At 66.2% G+C, this 18,859-nt stretch carries 14 protein-coding genes; 5 read left to right on the forward strand and 9 right to left on the reverse strand.

Annotated features, from left to right (window positions below; all coding sequences use genetic code 11):
* Window positions 1-13: 13 nt before the first annotated feature.
* The 7 genes from ACNA0R_RS20120 to ACNA0R_RS20150 all read right to left on the reverse strand — a co-directional run bounded on the left by ACNA0R_RS20120 (window position 14) and on the right by ACNA0R_RS20150 (window position 10,140).
* Window positions 14-1,198 carry an MFS transporter gene (locus ACNA0R_RS20120; protein WP_415827830.1) on the reverse strand — a complete coding sequence of 395 codons (1,185 nt, stop codon included), beginning with the start codon at window positions 1,196-1,198 and terminating at the stop codon, window positions 14-16.
* A 120-nt stretch (window positions 1,199-1,318) separates the two neighbouring features.
* On the reverse strand, window positions 1,319-2,656 hold the full coding sequence (locus ACNA0R_RS20125) for an NAD(P)H-dependent oxidoreductase (RefSeq protein WP_415827831.1): 1,338 nt from the start codon (window positions 2,654-2,656) through the stop codon (window positions 1,319-1,321).
* Window positions 2,657-2,767: 111 nt separating this feature from the next.
* Window positions 2,768-3,328 (reverse strand): 5'-3'-deoxyribonucleotidase, encoded by a 561-nt coding sequence (locus ACNA0R_RS20130; protein WP_415827832.1) that lies wholly within the window; start codon window positions 3,326-3,328, stop codon window positions 2,768-2,770.
* Window positions 3,329-3,396: 68 nt separating this feature from the next.
* The gene (gene thpR, locus ACNA0R_RS20135) at window positions 3,397-4,068 is read right to left on the reverse strand and encodes an RNA 2',3'-cyclic phosphodiesterase (protein WP_415827833.1); all 672 of its coding nucleotides are present in this window, start codon (window positions 4,066-4,068) and stop codon (window positions 3,397-3,399) included.
* Window positions 4,069-4,110: 42 nt separating this feature from the next.
* Complete coding sequence (locus ACNA0R_RS20140; RefSeq protein ID WP_415827834.1) at window positions 4,111-5,670, reverse strand: efflux transporter outer membrane subunit; 1,560 nt, start codon at window positions 5,668-5,670, stop codon at window positions 4,111-4,113.
* Between the two features lie 19 nt (window positions 5,671-5,689).
* Complete coding sequence (locus ACNA0R_RS20145; protein WP_415827835.1) at window positions 5,690-8,911, reverse strand: efflux RND transporter permease subunit; 3,222 nt, start codon at window positions 8,909-8,911, stop codon at window positions 5,690-5,692.
* 23 nt (window positions 8,912-8,934) lie between these two features.
* Window positions 8,935-10,140, reverse strand: a complete 1,206-nt coding sequence (locus ACNA0R_RS20150) for an efflux RND transporter periplasmic adaptor subunit (RefSeq protein WP_415827836.1) — start codon at window positions 10,138-10,140, stop codon at window positions 8,935-8,937.
* A 402-nt stretch (window positions 10,141-10,542) separates the two neighbouring features.
* Between ACNA0R_RS20150 and ACNA0R_RS20155 the strand changes: the two genes are divergently transcribed.
* The 5 genes from ACNA0R_RS20155 to ACNA0R_RS20175 all read left to right on the forward strand — a co-directional run bounded on the left by ACNA0R_RS20155 (window position 10,543) and on the right by ACNA0R_RS20175 (window position 15,427).
* Window positions 10,543-11,598, forward strand: coding sequence for a LysR family transcriptional regulator (locus ACNA0R_RS20155; RefSeq protein WP_415827837.1), 1,056 nt, complete (start codon window positions 10,543-10,545; stop codon window positions 11,596-11,598).
* A gap of 16 nt (window positions 11,599-11,614) precedes the next feature.
* The gene (locus ACNA0R_RS20160) at window positions 11,615-12,529 is read left to right on the forward strand and encodes a LysR substrate-binding domain-containing protein (RefSeq protein ID WP_415827838.1); all 915 of its coding nucleotides are present in this window, start codon (window positions 11,615-11,617) and stop codon (window positions 12,527-12,529) included.
* Window positions 12,530-12,663: 134 nt separating this feature from the next.
* Window positions 12,664-13,635, forward strand: coding sequence for a Bug family tripartite tricarboxylate transporter substrate binding protein (locus tag ACNA0R_RS20165; protein WP_415827839.1), 972 nt, complete (start codon window positions 12,664-12,666; stop codon window positions 13,633-13,635).
* 12 nt (window positions 13,636-13,647) lie between these two features.
* On the forward strand, window positions 13,648-14,925 hold the full coding sequence (locus ACNA0R_RS20170; protein ID WP_415827840.1) for a M28 family peptidase: 1,278 nt from the start codon (window positions 13,648-13,650) through the stop codon (window positions 14,923-14,925).
* Window positions 14,926-15,184: 259 nt separating this feature from the next.
* Window positions 15,185-15,427 (forward strand): hypothetical protein, encoded by a 243-nt coding sequence (locus tag ACNA0R_RS20175; protein WP_415827841.1) that lies wholly within the window; start codon window positions 15,185-15,187, stop codon window positions 15,425-15,427.
* Between the two features lie 75 nt (window positions 15,428-15,502).
* Here ACNA0R_RS20175 and ACNA0R_RS20180 read toward each other — a convergent pair whose 3' ends face one another.
* Both ACNA0R_RS20180 and ACNA0R_RS20185 read right to left on the reverse strand, forming a co-directional pair.
* The gene (locus tag ACNA0R_RS20180; protein ID WP_415827842.1) at window positions 15,503-16,078 is read right to left on the reverse strand and encodes a BPSL1445 family SYLF domain-containing lipoprotein; all 576 of its coding nucleotides are present in this window, start codon (window positions 16,076-16,078) and stop codon (window positions 15,503-15,505) included.
* A 144-nt stretch (window positions 16,079-16,222) separates the two neighbouring features.
* Window positions 16,223-18,733 carry a glycogen/starch/alpha-glucan phosphorylase gene (locus ACNA0R_RS20185; protein ID WP_415827967.1) on the reverse strand — a complete coding sequence of 837 codons (2,511 nt, stop codon included), beginning with the start codon at window positions 18,731-18,733 and terminating at the stop codon, window positions 16,223-16,225.
* Window positions 18,734-18,859 lie beyond the last annotated feature (126 nt).

Raw genomic sequence — 18,859 nt, forward strand, 5'->3', positions numbered from 1 at the left:
CGTACGTCTTAAATCAAGCACATTCCGATGCCGGCTTGCCGTCGGGCACTTGATCGACGCGGCGATCCAGCCGCCAGCTGAACAGCGCCACCAGCAGGCCCGCTGCGGTCATCAGACTGGCGACCCAGGGCAGCGCGGAAAGCCCCGGTCCGTGGTCTATCGTCACGCCGCCCACCCAGGCGCCCGCGGCATTGCCCAGGTTGAACGCTGCGATATTGAAGGCCGACGCCAGGTTGGGGGCGGCGGCGGCTTTCTCCAGTACCCGCATCTGCAAGGGCGGCACCGTCGCGAAGCCCGCGGCGCCCAGCAGTCCCACCGTGATCGCCGCCGCCACCTGCGCATGGGCGGTGAAAGTGAAGATCGCTTGCAGTACTGCGAGGATCAGCAGCGTGCCGATCAGCGTGGGCATGAGCCGCCGGTCGGCGAACTTGCCGCCCAGGGTATTGCCGATGACCAGCCCGACGCCGAACAGCAGCAGGATCGGCGACACTGCCTTGTCGGAAAAGCCCGCGAGCTGCGTCAGGATGGGCGCGATATAGGTGAAGGCCGCGAAGACCCCACCAAAGCCCAGTACCGTCATGAGAAAGCCGAGCAGTACCTGCGGCTGTACCAGCGTGCGCAGTTCCTGCCCGAAATGCGCCTGCTGGTCGTCACGGCTGCGCGGCACCAGCAGGGCAATGGCGGCCATGGCGACGATGCCCACGGCGGTCACCGCCCAGAACGTGCTGCGCCAGCCGAAGTGCTGCCCCAGCCAGGTGCCCAACGGCACGCCCATGACGTTGGCCAGCGTCAGGCCGGTGAACATCAAGGCGATGGCCGACGCTTTTTTATCCGCCGTCACGAGCCCGGTGGCCACCACCGAGCCGATGCCGAAGAAGGCGCCGTGCGCGAACGAGGTCAATACCCGCGCCGCCATCAGCATGCCGTAGTTCGGCGCCAGGGCACAGGCCAGGTTGCCCACGGTGAAGAGCAGCATCAGGCCCAGTAGCACGGTCTTGCGCTGCAACCGGGACATGAGCGGCGTAACGATGGGCGCGCCGATGAAGACACCCAGCGCGTAGCCGGTAACCAGCAGCCCGGCCGTCGACAGGCCGACGTGCAGGTCGGCCGACAGTTCGGGCAGCAATCCCATGATGACGAATTCGGTGGTCCCGATGCCGAAGGCACCGGCGGCCAGGGCCCATAGAGCGATAGGCATGACAATTTCCGCAGATTGGATGGCAAGCGCGTATTGTGCGCGGCCAGCCCGCCGGAATACAGCCCGTCACGGACAAAGGACTTGTACGCGATAAGCAAAAATCCCCAGCCGCGCGAGCGCTCAGAGATAGCCCTGTTCCATTTCCCGCCGGAAGCGCAACGCATCGTGCGCGTCGCCATAATCGACGTCCGACCATTTGAGCGCCTGCGTGGCGCGCACGGCGTGCTTCAGCTTCACATCGTGCGCCAGGCCCAGGGGCAGGTAGCCGCCGTCCACCGAATCGCGCGCCGGCATCAGGCGGCCGTAGACGGTATAGCCGCCTTCCCCGTCCAGCATCTGGCCGGGCTGCATATCCCGTTTGGCCGTGGCGACCACGTCGCCGTGCCAGCCGGTGGGCGCCCCGGTGGGTTCGCGCCGCAGCGCGACGCTGGCCACGCTGATGCCCAGCTCCATGCCCATCAGGTGATAGGGCTTGTACATCGCGGAATAGTTGCCGGTCGGGTCCGTTACCACGCCGTATTCCTTGAAGCAGCGCCGCACGTAATCGCTGTCGGCGGCGATCACCACATAGACGCCCCAGCGCAGGTCCCGGTACACCGGCCGCCCATCGCGTTCCAGCGAAGAAACGACTTCGACCTGCCCCCGGTGGTGCAAGGTGCCGCCGTCATCGCGCGGACGCAGCACACGTGCCAGGTCGTCGACGCCGCAGGGCGGGAAATGCAGGCCGGAGGGCGCCGGCGACAGTCCCGTCGAGTTCGACACCGCGGCCATCTCGATGGCGCTTTTGGTGCCGTCCAGGAAGCTGTTGAACATCTGCGCATTGAAATCGCCGGCCGCCACCATTTCCGGCGTGAAGCCGTAGTAGGGCCACACGGTGTCCGGCGTCGAGGTATGGAAGGCCGGCAGGTACTTGGTGCCCTTGCCGGCGGCGATCACCTCGAAGCCGCTGGCCCGCGCCCAATCGACCATTTCGCAGATCAGCGCCGGCTGGTCGCCATAGGCCAGCGAATAGACGATGCCGGCCTCGCGCGCGCGGCGCGCCAGCAAGGGGCCGGCCAGCGCGTCCGCTTCCACGTTGACCATGATGATGTGCTTGCCGTTCTCGCAGCAGGCCAGGGCATGGCGTATGCCGGCCGCCGCGTTGCCGCAGGCATCGATCACGACATCGATGTCGGGATGCGCGATGATGGCCAGCGCATCCTCGGCGCAATACACGCTGCCGCCGCGGCAGGCCTCGCCGATGGATGCGGCCTGCAAGGCGGCGGCGGGCCAGCCTACCTTGGTCAGCGCCGCGCGGGCGGATGCCGGCTTCAGGTCGGCCACCGCGACCAGCCGCATGCCAGGGGTGCGACGCGCCTGGCTCAGGAACATCGATCCAAACTTGCCCGCGCCGATCAAGGCGATGCGTATGGGCTTGCCGTCGGCTTCCCGTTGCTTGAGCATGCGGTACAGGTTCATCGCGGTCTCCTATCGCCTGTGTTGGCGATCCGCTCAGCTTACCGCAGCCTGCCTGCTTCGTTGCGGCCGGAATCGCCGCCGGCAGTGGGCGCCGCTCGCACCTGCGTCGCGCTATCCGTCGGCCCGATACAGCTCCCCGCCCAGCACGTTGCGCCAGTTGGCCCAGGTCAGGCGGGGCTTGTCGGTGACGTGGCGGTTATGGGGGGCGTCGTACAGGACATGCCGCCAGCGTGGCCGCGCGGCGCCTTCGATGACGGCGCGGTCGTCTATCAGGATGTCGCCTTGCACCAGGGTCTTGTCGCGCGTCAGGATCAGCCGTTCGGTCCATGCGCGGCCCAGGTGGCGTTCGATCCAGTGATACTTTTCGGCGACGCAATTTTCATATTGGCGCAGCGGCGAACTGCATATGCGCACGTCCAGGCCCAGCTCGCTCAATTCGCGGACGGCGTCCAGCGCGCCGGGAACGGGCGGCAGGTCGCGGATGAAGCCCGGCGCGGTGTACAGCGCCTCGGCCAGGGGCCGTAGTTCGGGCGGATAGTCTTCCAGGATATGGAAGGAGCGGCGGTCTTCGACTTCCACCGGCGGGATGTCGGGATGGGCCTGGCGCCAGGCCGCCACGAAGGCCTTCTCGAAATCGGCCAGAACGCCGTCTTGGTCAATCAGGATGAGCATGGATGGGGCGGGCGCGGCGTTGGCCCCCGTAGTGGCTGGAGGCGGATATTGTGCCCTACAGTCGCCGGCTAGACCTGCGTGGAGGCAATGACCTGGTATCTGGCGGCGCCGTCAAGAACGGAGGCCACCAGCACATACCGGTCGTAGCGCCATTCGATGGGCGGCGGCGGTTCGGCCGGCAGCACGCTGGTATCGGCGTTGCGGAGCAGGGTGACGTGCGGACGGAAGCGCGGTTCCGGCCGGGCCGGATGCAAGGGCCGCACCCAATCCCACAGTTGCCGATGTTCATCCGCCAGCCGCCGCGCGCCGTCGTCGTCGGCGGCTCCGTCCTCGCCGTTCCCCGGTCCGGCCCAGACGATGCGTGGCCGTGGAAAGGCCCCGTACCGGTTAAGCACGACCACACCGGGTTCGATGCGGCGCGCGGCGGTTTCCCGCGCCAGCACCTGTAGCGCGTCGGGCGCGGTTTCACCCAGAAAGCCCAGCGTCAGATGCAATGTGTCCGGCCGCATGATGCGCCCACCGCAGATCGCGTGGGCGCGTGCCGCCCAGTCGTTCAACGTCCGGACCGTCGCCGCATCGGGCCACAGCGCGAAAAACAGGCGTGTCGGCCTGGCTTGCGGGCGCGGGTCTGCGGCCGGCCCGTCTTCCGACGCACGGTGCCGCGGGGGCCGGCCCGGTGGCTGGTCGGTCTGGGCCGGTTGCGCCGATATTGCTTGGGATGAAGGTAGCGTGGACGACATGGCAAACGAAGGGCATGGGAATGCCCCAGTTTGCCATTCGGGTCAGCGCTGCGCCACGGGTTGTCCGGCCGGCGTGGCCGGGACCGCGGGCTTCGTGTCCGCCGCGGCGGCGGCCGGGGCCGTGGTTCCCTGCTGTGCCAGCTGGCTGTCCAGCCCCCAGCCACCGCCCAGGGCGCGGATCAGGTTGACGGTGGAACGCGCCCGTTCGCCATCCAATTGCACCGACACGCGCTGCTGCGTCAGCACCGTACGGTCGGAATCGATCACGTCCAGATAGCTGATCGACCCTTCCTTGTACTGGGTGTGCGACAGCTGCGCGGCGCGTGCCGAGGACTGCACCGCCCGATCCTGCGCCTGGGTCTGCTCGCCCAGAATGCGCAGATTGGCCAGGTTGTCTTCCACTTCGCGGAAGGCGCCCAGCACCGTCTGCCGGTAATTGGCCACGTCTTCCTCATAGACCGCACGAGCGCGGTCCAGGCCGGCTTGCCGGCGTCCGGCGTCGAAAATCGGCAGGCTCAGCATCGCGCCCGTCAACGGTCCCAGCAGGAAGGTGCGGCTGGACCATTCGAACAGATTGCCCAGTTCCGACGATTCGTAGCCCGCATAGCCGGTGATGTTCAGCTGCGGGAAGAAGGCCGCGCGCGCGGCGCCGATGCGGTCGTTGGCGGCGGCCATCGCGCGTTCGGCGGCGGCGATGTCGGGACGGCGCTCCAGCAGCGACGACGGCAGGCCCGCCGGCACGTTGATGGCGATGCGCGACAGCGGATTGGCCGGCAGCGAGAATTCCGCCGGCGCCTTGCCCAGCAGCACGGCAAGCGCATGTTCGGACTGCGCGCGGCGGCGGTCGATGCCCAGCGCCTCCGATTGCGCGGACGCCAGTTCCGATCGAGCGCGCGCCACGTCCAGTTCGCTGATGTCGCCTTCCTTGTAGCGCCGTTCCACCAGGTCCAGCGTCTGCTTGCGCAGCTCCAGCGTGCGGTCGTAAATCTGCCGCTCCGCATCCAGCTCGCGGACGATGAAATAGTTTTCCGCGACGTCGGCCTGCAGGGCCAGTTGCACCGAGCGCAGCAGCGCTTCGCTTTGCTGCGCGTCGGCCGTGGCGGCATCGACGGTGGACGATACGCGGCCCCACAGATCGGCTTCATACGACACGCCCAACTGGCCGCGCCACAGCGTGGCGCTGGTGGCGGGGCCGTCGTCCGGGAAGCCCTGCGAAGCGGGCGATGCGCGCTGGCGCGTCGGGCCGAAGTTGGCCGTGACTTCCGGGAACAGGCCGGAGCGCGTCTGCCGTTGCAGCGCGCGGGCCTGGGCCAGCCGCGCGGCGGCGGCCTTCAGGTTCTGGTTGGCGTCGGCGGCCTGGCTTTCCAGGGCGTTCAGCGTGTCGTCGCCGAACACCTTCCACCATTCGCCGCGCAGCACTTCCTCGGACGGCTGCGCGGTCTTCCATTGTCCGGCCTGGTCGGCCGGCAGGGCTTCCTTGAACGCCGCCGTCACGGGCGCCGCGGGACGCTGGTAGTCCGGCGTCAGCGAGCAGCCCGCCAGTATCGTCGCCGTCAATATCGACAGGGCGAAGCGGTTCAGGGTTTTTGTGCGGGACTTCATGTCTGTCATCCAGTTCGATTTATTCGGCGCCGGGCACGGGTTGGTGACCGTGGGCCGGGGCGGATCCATGCGGCGCGGTGGACGGCGCTTCATGCTTGCCCGCCGAGTGCAGCGGGGCCGGGAACAGCTTGCGCAGCGTCACGTAGAAGACCGGCGTCAGGAACAGGCCGAACAGCGTCACGCCCAGCATGCCGAAGAACACCGCGATACCCATGGCGTGGCGCATTTCGGAGCCGGCGCCCGTCGAGAACACCAGCGGCACCACGCCCATGATGAAGGCGATGGATGTCATCAGGATGGGACGCAGACGCAGGCGGCAAGCTTCCACCGCGGCATCGAAGGCGTTGCGGCCTTGCATTTCCAGCTCGCGGGCGAACTCCACGATAAGGATGGCGTTCTTGCATGCCAGCCCCACCAGCACCATCAGGCCGATCTGCGTGAAGATGTTGTTGTCGCCGCGCGTCAGCCACACGCCCGCCAGCGCCGCCAGAATGCTCATGGGCACGATCAGGATGACCGCCAGCGGCAGCGTCAGGCTTTCATACATGGCGGCCAGCACCAGGAACACCAGCAGCACGCTGATCGGGAACACCCAGATGCCCGCATTGCCCGCCAGGATCTGCTGATAGGTCAGGTCGGTCCATTCGAACTTGATGCCGCGCGGCAGCGTTTCCGCCGCGATGCGTTCGGCGGCTTCCTTGGCCTGGTCGGACGAATAGCCCGGCGCGGGTCCGCCGTTGATGTCGGCGGCCGTATAGCCGTTGTAGCGGACGACCATCTCGGGCCCGTAGGTCTGAGACACGCGTACCAGCGACGATAGCGGCACCATATCCCCCGCGGCATTGCGGGTCTTCAGCAAGCCGATGTCCTCGGCGCGGGCCCGGAAGGGCGCATCCGCCTGCGCACGCACCTGGAACACGCGGCCGAACCGGTTGAAGTCGTTCACATACAGCGAGCCCAGATAGATCTGCATGGTGTCGAAGACATCGGTCACCCGTACGCCCAGCTGCTTGGCCTTGACACGGTCCAGGTCGACGTCCAGCTGCGGCACGTTGATCTGGTAGTTCGAGAACGACGGTCCCAGTTCGGGCGCCTTGGCGGCCGCGGCGACGAAGGCCTGCGTGGCGCGGTCCAGCGCCTCGTAGCCCAGGGCGGCACGGTCTTCGATCTGCAGCTTGAAGCCGCCCAGCGTGCCCAGGCCCATCACCGGCGGGGGCGGGAACACCGCGATGAAAGCGTCCTTCACCGAGCCGAACTTCTGGTTCAGCGACGCGGCGATCTTGTCCGCCGGGAGGCCGGCGGCGACGCGTTCCTCGAAGGGCTTCAAGGTGACGAATACGATCCCGGCGCTGGAGCTGTTGGTGAAGCCGTTGATCGACAGGCCGGGGAAGGACACGGCGTGGTCGACGCCCGGTTCCTTCATGGCGATGTCGCCCATGCGGCGGATCACGTCTTCCGTGCGATCCAGCGACGCGCCGTTGGGCAGCTGCGCGAAGCCCACCAGATACTGCTTGTCCTGCGCGGGCACGAAGCCGCCGGGCACGATGTAGGAAATCCCCACCGTTCCGGCCAGCAACACCGCGTACACCGCCAGGCTGACGGACTTGCGCTTCATCACGCCGCCGACATTGCCGGAATAGCTTTCGGACGCGCGGTTGAACACCCGGTTGAACCAGCCGAAGAAGGGGCCCAGCACTTTGTTCATCGCGCGCGTCAGCCAGTCGGGTTGCGCGTCATGTCCCTTCAGCAGCAGGGCGGCCAGCGCCGGCGACAGCGTCAGCGAGTTGAAGGCCGAGATCACGGTGGAAATCGTGATCGTCATGGCGAACTGCTTGTAGAACTGCCCCGTCAGGCCGGTCATGAAGGCCAGCGGCACGAACACGGCGGCCAGCGTCGCCGCGATGGCGATGATGGGCCCGCTGACTTCGCGCATCGCCCGATAAGTGGCGTCGCGTGGAGACAGGCCGGCGGAAATATTCCGCTCGACGTTTTCCACCACCACGATGGCGTCGTCCACCACGATACCGATGGCCAGCACCATGCCGAACAGCGACAGCGCATTGATCGAATAGCCGAAGGCCAGCAGCAGCGAGAACGTACCGATGATCGACACCGGCACCGCCAGCAGCGGGATCAGCGATGCGCGCCAGGTCTGCAGGAACACGATCACCACGATCACGACCAGCGCGATGGCTTCCAGCAGCGTATGCACCACGGCTTCGATACTGGCGCGCACGAACTGCGTGGGGTCGTACACGACGTCGTACTTCACCGACGGCGGGAAGTCCGCCGACAGCTCCTTCATGGCGGCGCGCACCTGGCTGGACACGTCCAGCGCGTTGGCGCCCGGCGCCTGCATGATGCCCAGCGCCACGGCCGGCTTGTTGTCCAGCAGCGAGCGCAAGCCGTATTCGGCGGCGTCCAATTCGACGCGCGCCACGTCCGACAGGCGCACCACGCCGCCATCCGGCGAGGTCTTCAGGATGATGCTCTTGAATTCCTCTTCGCTGGCCAGCCGGCCCTGCGTATTGACGTTCAGCTGCAGCGGCACGTTGGACATCGTCGGCGACTGGCCGATTACGCCGGCGGCCACCTGCACGTTCTGCTCGCGGATCGCGTTGACGACATCGGTGGCCGTCATGCCCAGCTGTGCCACCTTCTGCGGGTCCAGCCAGATACGCATGGAGTAGTCGCCGGAGCCCCACAGCTGTACGTCGCCCACGCCGCTGATGCGCGACAGCCGGTCCTTGACGTTCAGCACCGCGTAGTTGCGCAGGTACGTCATGTCATAGCGGTTGTCCGGCGAGATCAAGTGCACGACCAGCGTCAGCGTGGGCGAGCTCTTGGCGGTGGTCACGCCCAGGCGCTGCACGTCGTCGGGCAGGCGCGGCAGGGCTTGCGACACACGGTTCTGCACCAGTTGCTGCGCCTTGTCCGGGTCCACGCCCAGCTTGAAGTAGACCGTCAGCGTCATATTGCCGTCGCTGTTGGCCTGCGCCTGCATGTACAGCATGTTTTCGACGCCGTTGATCTGTTCTTCCAGCGGCGCGGCCACGGTTTCGGCGATCACCTTGGGGTTGGCGCCGGGGTACTGCGCGTGCACCACCACGGAAGGCGGCACGACCTCGGGATACTCGGATATCGGCAGCTGGAACATGGCCAGTATCCCGGCCAGTAGTATCAGCACCGACAACACGCCCGCGAAGATCGGGCGGTCGATGAAGAATTTGGATATGTTCATGACGCTCTCGGAGGCGAATCAGGTCAGGCGGGGTCGGCGGGCGTCTTGGCCCGGCTGGTGCGCATCGCGGACTCCAGCCCCGCCATCGGCACGACGTTGGGCGCCACGGCGTCGCCGGGGCGCACGCGCTGCAGCCCGTTGACGACGATGCGTTCGCCCGGCTTCAGGCCGGCGGTGATGACGCGCAGGCCGTCCTGGGAGGCGCCCAGCTGCACTTCGCGGTATTGCACGTGGTTCTGGCCGTCCACCACCATCACGAAACGCTTGCTCTGGTCGGTGCCCAGGGCGCGCTCGTCGATCAGGATGGCGTTGTGCGGATTGCCGCCGCCCAGGCGGATGCGGGCGTACAGGCCGGGGACCAGCGTGCCGTCGCCGTTCTCGAACGTGGCGCGCACGCGGATCGTGCCGGAGCCGGTATCCAGCCGGTTGTCGACGTACTGGACGTTGCCGCGGCGGGAATAGCCGTCTTCGTTGGCCAGGCCCATGAACACCGGCACCTGCGCGCCCTTGCCGGTGCGCGCGGGATTGACGTACTTCAGGAAGCTCTGTTCATCGACGTCGAAAGAGGCGTACATAGGATCCACGGATACCAGCGTGGTCAGCGGCGTGGACGCGGCGCCCGCGGCGACCAGGTTGCCTACCGTCACTTCGGCCCGCGAGACGCGGCCCGAGACCGGCGCCACGATGTGCGTGTAGCCCAGGTTCAACCGGGCGATTTCCAGGGCCGCCTGGGCGGCCTTCAGGTTGGCGGCCGCTTCGCGCGCGTCGTTCTGCTTCTGTTCGAAGTCGCGGCGGGCGATGGCGTTGTCGTTGATCAGGCGCTGCGCGCGGGCCAGCTCGGAAGCGGTATATGCCACGCGGGCCTTGGCGCCGGCCAGGTTGGCCTCCGCGCGGTCGACCTCGGCCTGATAGGGCAGGGGATCGATGGTGAACAGTTCATCGCCCTTGCGGACCAGGCTGCCGTCCTTGAAGTGCACCGCCACCAGGGTGCCGGACACGCGCGGGCGGATTTCCACGCGGTCGACGGCTTCCAGGCGCCCGGAATAGCTTTGCCAGTCCGTGATGGAGCGTTCCACCACCTCGGCCACGTCCACGGGCGCGGCGGGCGGGGCGGCGGCGGCCGTGGCGGTGCTGGCCCCTTGGCCCCGTACCAGGACGATACCGCCGGCGATGGCGATGACGACGGCGAAGGTGGCCGCCAATGCGTAGCGACTGCGCAACACAGACATGTGGATCCTCTTTCTTAGGGATACGGCGGTCATGGTGAACAATCCCCGGTGCGCGACGGAGGCGCGGGTCACGGAAACCGGGCGGCGATGCCCGGTTGGCGGCTCGTGCCGCCCTGGCGCTGGTTTTTATCGTTGTCCACGCCTGAGCGTGGCTTGCCGGCCGGCCGGTCCTTGGCGAAAACCGGCCTGGCGCGGCGCGCGTCCGTGACGGAGGGCTGGGGAAGCGGGCCGCCGGGGATCCGACGGCCGGTCTGACCATTTCCACCGAATTAATCGGAATGGCCGCATTCTGGCTGTTTTGTCTGGCCGAATAAATATCTATACTTGAACAACTCTATTCGGCGTGTTCGAACAATTATTTGTTCATAATGCCGTCACACCAGATTCCCTCGAGGCCACCCCATGGATCGATTTCAGGCCATGCAGGTATTCGTCAGGGTCGTCGACGCGAACAGCTTCACCCGCGCCGCGGATCACTTGGCGCTGCCGCGCACCACTGTCACCACCATCATCCAGAATCTCGAAAAGCTGCTGAACGTGCGGTTGTTGAACCGCACCACCCGGCGGCTCAGCCTGACGCCCGACGGCGCCGCCTATTATGAACGCTGCGTCCGCATCCTGGCCGACGTGGAGGAAGCCGAAGCGGCGTTCATGGACGCCTCCCGGCGTCCGCGCGGCAAGCTGCGCATCGACACGCCCGCTGCGATCGGCCGGCTGATCCTGATCCCATCGCTGTGCGAATTCCATGAGCGCTATCCCGACATCGAGCTGGTCATCGGCATGGGCGACCGGCCGGTCGACCTGGTGCAGGAGGCCGTCGATTGCGTCATCCGCGTGGGCGAGCTCAAGGATTCCAGCATGGTCGCGCGTCGCATCGGCATGTTCGAAGGCATTACCTGCGGCGCCCCGGACTACATCGAGTCCCACGGCGAGCCGCAAACGCTGGAAGACCTGGCCGACCACGTCGCCGTGCATTATTTCTCCAGCCGCACCGGTCGTGTGATCGACTGGGATTTCATGGTCGAGGGCGAGGCCGTGGAAGTCAAAATGCGCGGCGTGGTCTCGGTGAACGACGCCGACGCCTACATGGCCTGCGGGCTGCAGGGCTTCGGTCTGATCCAGCCGCCGCGGTATATGGCCTTGCCTTATCTGCAGAGCGGCGCCCTCAAGGAAGTCCTGCCGGCCTGGAAACCCAAGCCCATGCCGATTTCCGTGGTTTATCCGCATAACCGCCATCTGTCGCCCAAGGTACGCGCCTTCACGGATTGGGCGGCTGAAATCTTCGGCCGCTGTCCCCTGCTCAGCGGCCGTGGCGACGCCGTGGATAGCGAATGCACCTGGGCCGGACAGAACCTGTCGCACGCGGCCGCCGCTGCGATGCTGCCCGAGCGTGTCACGCACCCGCCGCAGGTATCGCGCCTCCCGGCCAAGTCGCCGGCCTCCGTCCCGGCGGCATAGCGGGCGGGGCGCGCGGGTGAAAGGATCGCGCCTGTCCCTGGCGTCGCTGCGGATATTCCTGGCCGCGGCGCGCCATCTGAACTTCAGCCGCGCCGCCGAACAATTGCACCTGACGCAAAGCGCGGTCAGCAAGCACATCCAGGCGCTGGAAACCCGCCTGGGCACCAGTCTGTTCAAGCGCACCGCCACGGGGTTGCGACTGACCCACGCCGGCGCCCTGTACCTGGAGCGCGTCAGCGCGGCCGTGCGCCTGCTGGACGAAGCCGATGCCGTGGTGGCCCGCCCGGACGCCAGGGTCGCGCTGAACATCGCGGTGTCGCCGTCCTTCGCGCAGTTCTGCCTGATCCCGGGTCTGCGCGAATTCTTCGACGCCCATCCCGAAGTGCGCATCAATCTGCGGCCGCGCCTGCTGTACGGGCGCGACAAGGCGGAACGCTTCGATGCCGAAATCCAGTTGCATACCGGCCACATGGCCGGCATGACGACGGAATACCTGTGCGGGCGTGAGATGGCGCTGGTCGGCGCGCCCTCGCTGTTCGCGCGCAGTCCGGTGCGCAATCTGGACGACCTGGCCAACGTGCCGCTGCTCAAGCGGGCGCAACGCGGCTACGGCTGGGACGAGTGGAAGGCCGATATGGCGCCGGGCTGGCCCGGCCCGGCGGCGACGGCCCCGGAATACGAAGGCTTTTCGGTCCTGATGCCCGCCGTGCTCAATGGCCTGGGGGTGGCCATCGCACCGCTGTGCATGGTGGCCGATGCGCTGCGCGCCGGCCAATTGCAGCGGCCGTTCGGCGAGTCGGTGGAAGGCCGCTATGCGTATTACCTGATGCGGCCACGGCCTGATGTGGGCGGCCCCTATCTGGATGCCTGGTGCGAGTGGATCGCCCGCCGCGCCGCGGCGCTGAACGAGACGCTGGCCGGGCTGCGATAAGCCGCCGCGCGCCGCTGCCGCCGTGGGGTTATTCCATTTTGGAATGCCTCATGCTCATACTTCCATTGCCCGATGCCGCCCCGTCTCCCAGAATGTTGGAAAAGTAACGTTTCTTTGCCGCGGGGGGCATCAATATGAAATCCTGGAAATCCACCTGTGCCGCCGCCGTCCTAGCCACGGCGTTCATGGCGCCAGCCGGCGCCGCCTATCCCGACCAGCCTATCAAGGTCATCGTCCCTTACACGGCCGGCGGCAGCTCCGACGTCATCGCCCGCGCGATCAGCGACGAACTGAGCGCCGAACTGGGCCAGTCGGTGATCGTCGAAAACCGCGCCGGCGCCGGTTCGATGATAGGCACCGCCTACGTCGCCAACGAAAAGCCCGACGGCTACACGCTGCTGCTGGCGGACGTGCCCTTCACCATCGTGCCCGCCCTGTACGGCGACCGCATCAAGTACAACGCCCAGGCCGACTTCGTACCGGTATCGCTGCTGGGCCTGTCGCCCATGTACCTGTTCGTCAACCCGTCCTTCCCCGTCAAAACGGTAAAGGACTTGGTTGATGCGGCGCGCGCCAAGCCGGGCACGATCTCGATCGGATCGGGCGGCAACGGCTCGCTGACCCATCTGATGGCCGCGCTGTTCATGCTGAATACCGACACCAAGCTGGTGCACATTCCCTACAAGGGCGCGTCGGCGTCGGTGAACGATCTGGCGGGCGGGCAGATCGATGCCAGCTTCACCACCATGCCCACGGCCACCGCGCTATTCCAGGCCGGCAAGATCCGTCCCATCGCGGTCTCGGCGCCGCAACGGCAGAAGGAAACCCCCGACGTACCGACCTTCGACGAAGCGGGCGTCCCCAACATGACCGTGCAGAGCTGGTGGGGCCTGGTCGCGCCGTCGCGCACGCCGGCTCCGGTCCTGGAGAAGCTGGGCGCGGCCATGACCAAGGTCATGCGGTCGCCCAAGGTGCAATCGCGCCTGAACAGCGTGGGCGTCAACCTGCCGCCCGATACCAGCGCCACGGCCTTGAAAGGCTTGCTGACCGCCGATTTCGCGCGCTGGCAGGACGTCGTCAAGCGCGCCAACATCACCTTCGAATAAGGATCGGTCCGTATGAAATCCTGGTTGGACGAAGTCGCGGCCGACGCCGCGCTGATGGACGATTTCCACGCGATTTGCGCCTTCGGGGGACGCCTGTCGGGCACGGGGGAGGATACGGCGGCTATCGGCTGGGCGCTGAGCCGCATGCGCCAGATCGGCGGTACCGCGCAGCGCGTCCAGGTCCCGTACGACGGCTGGCGCGCCGGCCGTGTCGGCCTGGCGCTGGACGGCCATGACGGTCCGCTGGCCTGCCGTGCGCTGCTGCGCTCGGTATCCACGCCGCCGGGCGGTCTGGAAGGCGAGCTGATCGACCTCGGCCAAGGTCGCACGGAAGATTTCGACCGCGCCGGCGATGCGGTGCGCGGCAAGATCGCGCTGGTGCGGCATGAATATCCCTTTACCACGGACCACATGCACCGCCGCCGCAAGTACGACCTGGCGGTGGCGCGCGGCGCACTGGCCTTTCTGATCGCCAACCCCTTGCCGGGCGGCGGCGTGTTGTCGGGCTCCTCCGGGCGTCCCCGCGGCGCGGCCGGTATTCCCGCGGCCTACGTGGACAATGCCACCTGCCAGGTCCTCGCGCGGGCGGCGGCGGACTCCGGGCCCGCGCGGGTACGCCTGCACATCGAAGGCCAGGAAGACGAGGGTGCGATGGCGGATCTCGCCATCCTGGACATCCCGGGCGGCACCGGCAGCTATATCGTCATCAGCGCGCATATGGACGGCCATGACCTGGCGACCAGCGCCCTGGATAACGCGTCCGGCGTGGCAGTGGCGCTGGCCGCCGCGCGCGCGCTGGCGCCCTGCGTTTCGGCGCACAGCCATGGCCTGCGCGTCTGCCTGTTCACCGCGGAGGAATGGGCGCTGGCGGGCTCGAAACAGTATCTGGCGGCCATGGACCCCGCCGAGCGGCAATCGCTCAAGCTCAATATCAATCTGGATACCGTCGGCGGCGATGCGCATCTCACCGCCTTGATCAGCGAGTTTCCCGCCCTGGCCCCGTTCGTCGCCGACGCCGGCGCCGACGCGGGCGTGCCGGTGTCGACCTATCTGCCCTTCATGTCGAACTCGGATCATGCCAACTTCGCTGCCCATGGCATACCAGCCTTGCGTCTGGTGGCCGGATTCGATCGTCCCGACTCCGCGGTCAACAACATCCTGTCGCCAGGTGATACGCCGGCGGTAGTGCAGGAAAGCGAGCTGCGCGCCGCGCTGCGCGCGACCTGCGCGATGGCCAGCCGTGGCTTGACGATGACGCAGGAGGCGCTGGACGCACTGGCGCGCTGCTGAGGCGTTGAGTCGTTGAGCCGCTGAGCGGCTCAACCTGTGCCGTCACGCCGCCGCCGCCGCCATTCGGCCATGCGGCCATGCGGCCATGCGACCGTGGGATCTGCGGCCGGCGGCCTGTCCGGCGGCGACCGCAGCCTACAAGCGTCCCGGCGTACTGCCGGTTAATACGTCTGATAATCGGCGCACCCGACCCGCCCGCCGGGAACCCTACCTAGGCTTTCGCCCTTTCGCCATTCCGATGGCAAAAGGAGAACGTCCAATGACGACCATCGCGGCCGCCCGATTCGTGGATTCCTATACGACGTATTCAATCGGCGATCACGCCGCGCATGCCCAGGCGCCGCCCTGCGCCGCCAGCGAAATGGCGTCGGCTTTCGAGAGCGCCCCCGGTCCACGCCGCAAGCGCGGCGCTTCGGACGAAAGCGCCATCCATTTCGATTGCGTGGATCCCGCCGACACCTGGAACGAACCGGCGACCGTGGTGCAACGCATCCCGGTTTGAACCGGGTCGTGCTGCCCGACGGCCGCCGCTTTCCTGCTTCGCTTTCCTGTCCCGCTTGCTGCTATCGCTCGCGCATTACAGGTCCAGCTTCGTCACCTTCGTGCCCTGGATGGACAGATCCGCCATCAGGCCCGCGTTCGTCAGGAAGAACGCCACCACGGCCTGCTTGGCCGTATTGGTGTCCACCGCGCCGTTCGCGCCGATCTTGGCAACCGCCACGGATGCATCCGCGCCCGCGCTCCAGCCGTTGCTATCGCGGAACTTGTTCAGTTCTTCCTGGGTCATGAACATGATCACGACCGCGCGCGATTGCGCGCCAGCCTGCCAGCCGATCGAACCGGACGTCATGCTGTAGTAGCCATTGGTCGCGTTGCCCACGCGCAGCGCGCCTTCGCCATACTGGGCGCCCACGACGAAGCCGGCTTGCAGCACGCTCGGGAAGACCAGGATGCCCTTGGCGTTGTTGGCCATTTCGCGCGAACCCTTCACGGTGCTGTAAAGCCGGCTCAGGGTGGCATCGACGCCGCTATTGATTTCCTGGCGTTTGCTGGTCGGCGAAGCCGAGGATTTGGGGCCGGTGGCGCTGCAGGCGGCCAGCGCCGAGGCCAGCATCAGGGCGGCCGGCAGAGTGACGAATTTTCGACGGTTCATTGCTTTTTCTCCCAGCGTTGTATGAAGAGCGCGGGCCCGGCCCGCTTTGGATTTGGAGCGGCGCGGCTGCTCTGCCGCCCACAACGAAACCATTATTCGCCACAACAATTCATACAACGGCGACATTCGCCTACCGATTGCAACTCAGCGCGCGTACATCTTTTCCACCGGCACGGCGTGCGCCTTCCAGATGCGCTCGCAGTACTCGCGGATGGCGCGGTCCGAGGAGAACTTGCCGGTGCGGGCGGTATTCAGCACCGACATCCGGGTCCAGCCTTGGGTATCCCGATAGGCGTCGTCCACGCGGGTCTGGCAGGCGGCATAGGAGCTGTAGTCCGCCAGCAGCATATACGGGTCGTGATGGAGGAGGTCGTCCAGCAGGGGCGCGAACAGCTCGCTGTCGCCGCGCGAGAAAAAGCCCGATCGGATCAGGTCCAGCACCGATGCCAGCTCGGGATCCCGCGCCAGGTGCTCCTGCGGCCTATAGCCTTCGCGCCGCAGGGCGTAGACCTCTTCCGCCGTCAGGCCGAACAGAAAGAACTGGTCTTCCCCGACTTCCTCGCGGATTTCGATATTGGCCCCGTCCATGGTGCCGATGGTCAGCGCGCCGTTCATGGCGAACTTCATGTTGCCGGTGCCGGAGGCCTCCTTGCCGGCCAGGGAGATCTGTTCCGACAATTCCGCGGCCGGATACACCCACTGGCCCAGCGTCACGCTGTAGTTCGGCAGGAAGACCACTTTCAGGCGGTCGCGCACGTCGGGGTCGTTGTTGATCACGTCGCCGATCGCCGTGATCAGCTTGATCATCAGTTTGGCGCGCGCGTAGCCGGGCGCCGCCTTGCCGCCGAAAATGAAGGTGCGCGGCACGATGTCCAGATTGCGCTGCGACTTCAGCCGATGGTAAAGCGCCGCGATATGCAGCGCCGAAAGGTGCTGCCTTTTATATTCGTGTATCCGCTTGACCTGCACGTCGAACATCGAGTCCGGATCGACGCGTATGCCGGTCTTGCGCAGGATCACCGCCGCCAGGTCGACCTTGTTGGCGCGCTTGATGGCCCGCCACTCGCCGCCGAAGGACGGATCATCGGCATAGGGTTCGATATTCGAAATCAGCGACCAGTCCTTGATCCATTCGTCGCCGATGCAGCGCGTGACCAGCTTGGTCAGGCGCGGATTGCTCAACGCGACCCAACGCCGCGGCGTGACGCCGTTGGTCATGCTCTGGAATTTCTCCGGCCACATGGCGTAGAAGTCTTTCAGCAGATCCCGTTTCAGCAACTCGGAATGCAGATTGGCCACGCCGTTGATGGCATGGCTGCCTACGCAGGCCAGGTGCGCCATGCGCACGTAGCGCTCGCCGGACTCGTCGATCAATGACAGGCGCGCGATGCGCGTCTCGTCGCCGAAGAAATGGATGCGCGCTTCGTTCAGAAAGCGGGCATTGATCTCATAGATGATTTCGAGATGGCGGGGCAGCACCCGGCGGAACAGCTCCAGCGGCCACCGCTCCAAGGCTTCCGGCAGCAAAGTGTGGTTGGTATAGGCGAAGGTCTGGCGGGTAATGTCCCAGGCGCGCTCCCAGGGCACCAGATGCTCGTCCACCAGCAGGCGCATCAGTTCGGCCACGCCGATGGCGGGGTGCGTGTCGTTCAACTGGATGGCAAACGACTTGTGGAAGGACGTGATTGCCTGGCCGCGCTGTTGCTGCAACCGCAGCATGTCCTGCAGCGAGCACGAGACGAAGAAATACTGCTGCTCCAGCCGCAATTCCTTGCCTTGCCGGCTTTCGTCGTTGGGGTAGAGGACTTTGCTGAGGTTTTCCGACGTGACCTTCTTGCTGACCGCGCCCAGATAATCGCCGCGGTTGAAGACATGGAAGTCGAAGGATTCCGTGGCTTCGGCGCGCCACAGTCGCAAGGTATTCGTCGTGCCGACGCGATAGCCCGGGATGGGTGTATCGAAGGGCACGCCGGCGACGGTCTTCTCGGGGACCCAGCGCACGCGGAAACGTCCGCTGTCGTCCGTGTATTGCTCGGTGTGTCCGCCCAGCTTGACCTGTACCGCCCATTCCGCGTGCTGGATTTCCCACGGATTGCCATAGCGCAGCCAGGCGTCGGTGTTTTCGACCTGCCAGCCGTCCATGATGGTCTGGTAGAAGATGCCGTATTCATAGCGGATGCCATAGCCGATGGCGGGCACCTCCAGCGTGGCCAGCGATTCGATGAAACACGCCGCCAGGCGGCCCAGGCCGCCGTTGCCCAGGCCGGGTTCTTCTTCCTGCCGTAGCAATTCGTCCAGGTCGAGCCCCAGCTCGCTCATCGCCAGCCGGATCTCATGGGAAACGCCCAGGCTGAGCAGATTGTTCCCTAAATAGGGACCCATGAGGAACTCCGCCGACAGATACGCCACTGTACGGGCGTTGCGTTTCTGATAAGTAGCGGCAGTATCGAACCATGACGGCACCAGGCGATCGCGCACGGTATGTGCAAGCGACTGATACAAGTCGTTCTTCGACGCGATATCCAGCGATTTGCCCTGGGTATACAGCAGATGATCCAGGAAAGCCCTTTTCAGGGACTCGCGGGATAACGAAGACCGGTCGTGCTCCGGACGCGGATAAGCGCCGGCGGGGCTTTCGTTTTTGCGGACGGCGATGGTGGCGTTTGCATGATCGTTCAAGATGGCTTCCTTGGGGTCGATCCGGTTCAACAAAAATCCTAATCCAAAAGATTTGCCTTTTGAAGGTTACGGCCTGAACAATCGGCAACAAGTTTCAAGCGG

It is taken from the genome of Bordetella sputigena (assembly GCF_965137885.1).
Classification (GTDB): Bacteria; Pseudomonadota; Gammaproteobacteria; order Burkholderiales; family Burkholderiaceae_B; genus Bordetella_C; species Bordetella_C sputigena.

Coding starts and splice junctions, on each gene's coding strand:
- ACNA0R_RS20120 (WP_415827830.1), bottom strand. CDS start 1,198: ATGCCTATCGCTCTATGGGCCCTGGCCGCCGGTGCCTTCGGCATCGGG.
- ACNA0R_RS20125 (WP_415827831.1), bottom strand. CDS start 2,656: ATGAACCTGTACCGCATGCTCAAGCAACGGGAAGCCGACGGCAAGCCC.
- ACNA0R_RS20130 (WP_415827832.1), bottom strand. CDS start 3,328: ATGCTCATCCTGATTGACCAAGACGGCGTTCTGGCCGATTTCGAGAAG.
- thpR (WP_415827833.1), bottom strand. CDS start 4,068: ATGTCGTCCACGCTACCTTCATCCCAAGCAATATCGGCGCAACCGGCC.
- ACNA0R_RS20140 (WP_415827834.1), bottom strand. CDS start 5,670: ATGAAGTCCCGCACAAAAACCCTGAACCGCTTCGCCCTGTCGATATTG.
- ACNA0R_RS20145 (WP_415827835.1), bottom strand. CDS start 8,911: ATGAACATATCCAAATTCTTCATCGACCGCCCGATCTTCGCGGGCGTG.
- ACNA0R_RS20150 (WP_415827836.1), bottom strand. CDS start 10,140: ATGTCTGTGTTGCGCAGTCGCTACGCATTGGCGGCCACCTTCGCCGTC.
- ACNA0R_RS20155 (WP_415827837.1), top strand. CDS start 10,543: ATGGATCGATTTCAGGCCATGCAGGTATTCGTCAGGGTCGTCGACGCG.
- ACNA0R_RS20165 (WP_415827839.1), top strand. CDS start 12,664: ATGAAATCCTGGAAATCCACCTGTGCCGCCGCCGTCCTAGCCACGGCG.
- ACNA0R_RS20170 (WP_415827840.1), top strand. CDS start 13,648: ATGAAATCCTGGTTGGACGAAGTCGCGGCCGACGCCGCGCTGATGGAC.
- ACNA0R_RS20175 (WP_415827841.1), top strand. CDS start 15,185: ATGACGACCATCGCGGCCGCCCGATTCGTGGATTCCTATACGACGTAT.
- ACNA0R_RS20180 (WP_415827842.1), bottom strand. CDS start 16,078: ATGAACCGTCGAAAATTCGTCACTCTGCCGGCCGCCCTGATGCTGGCC.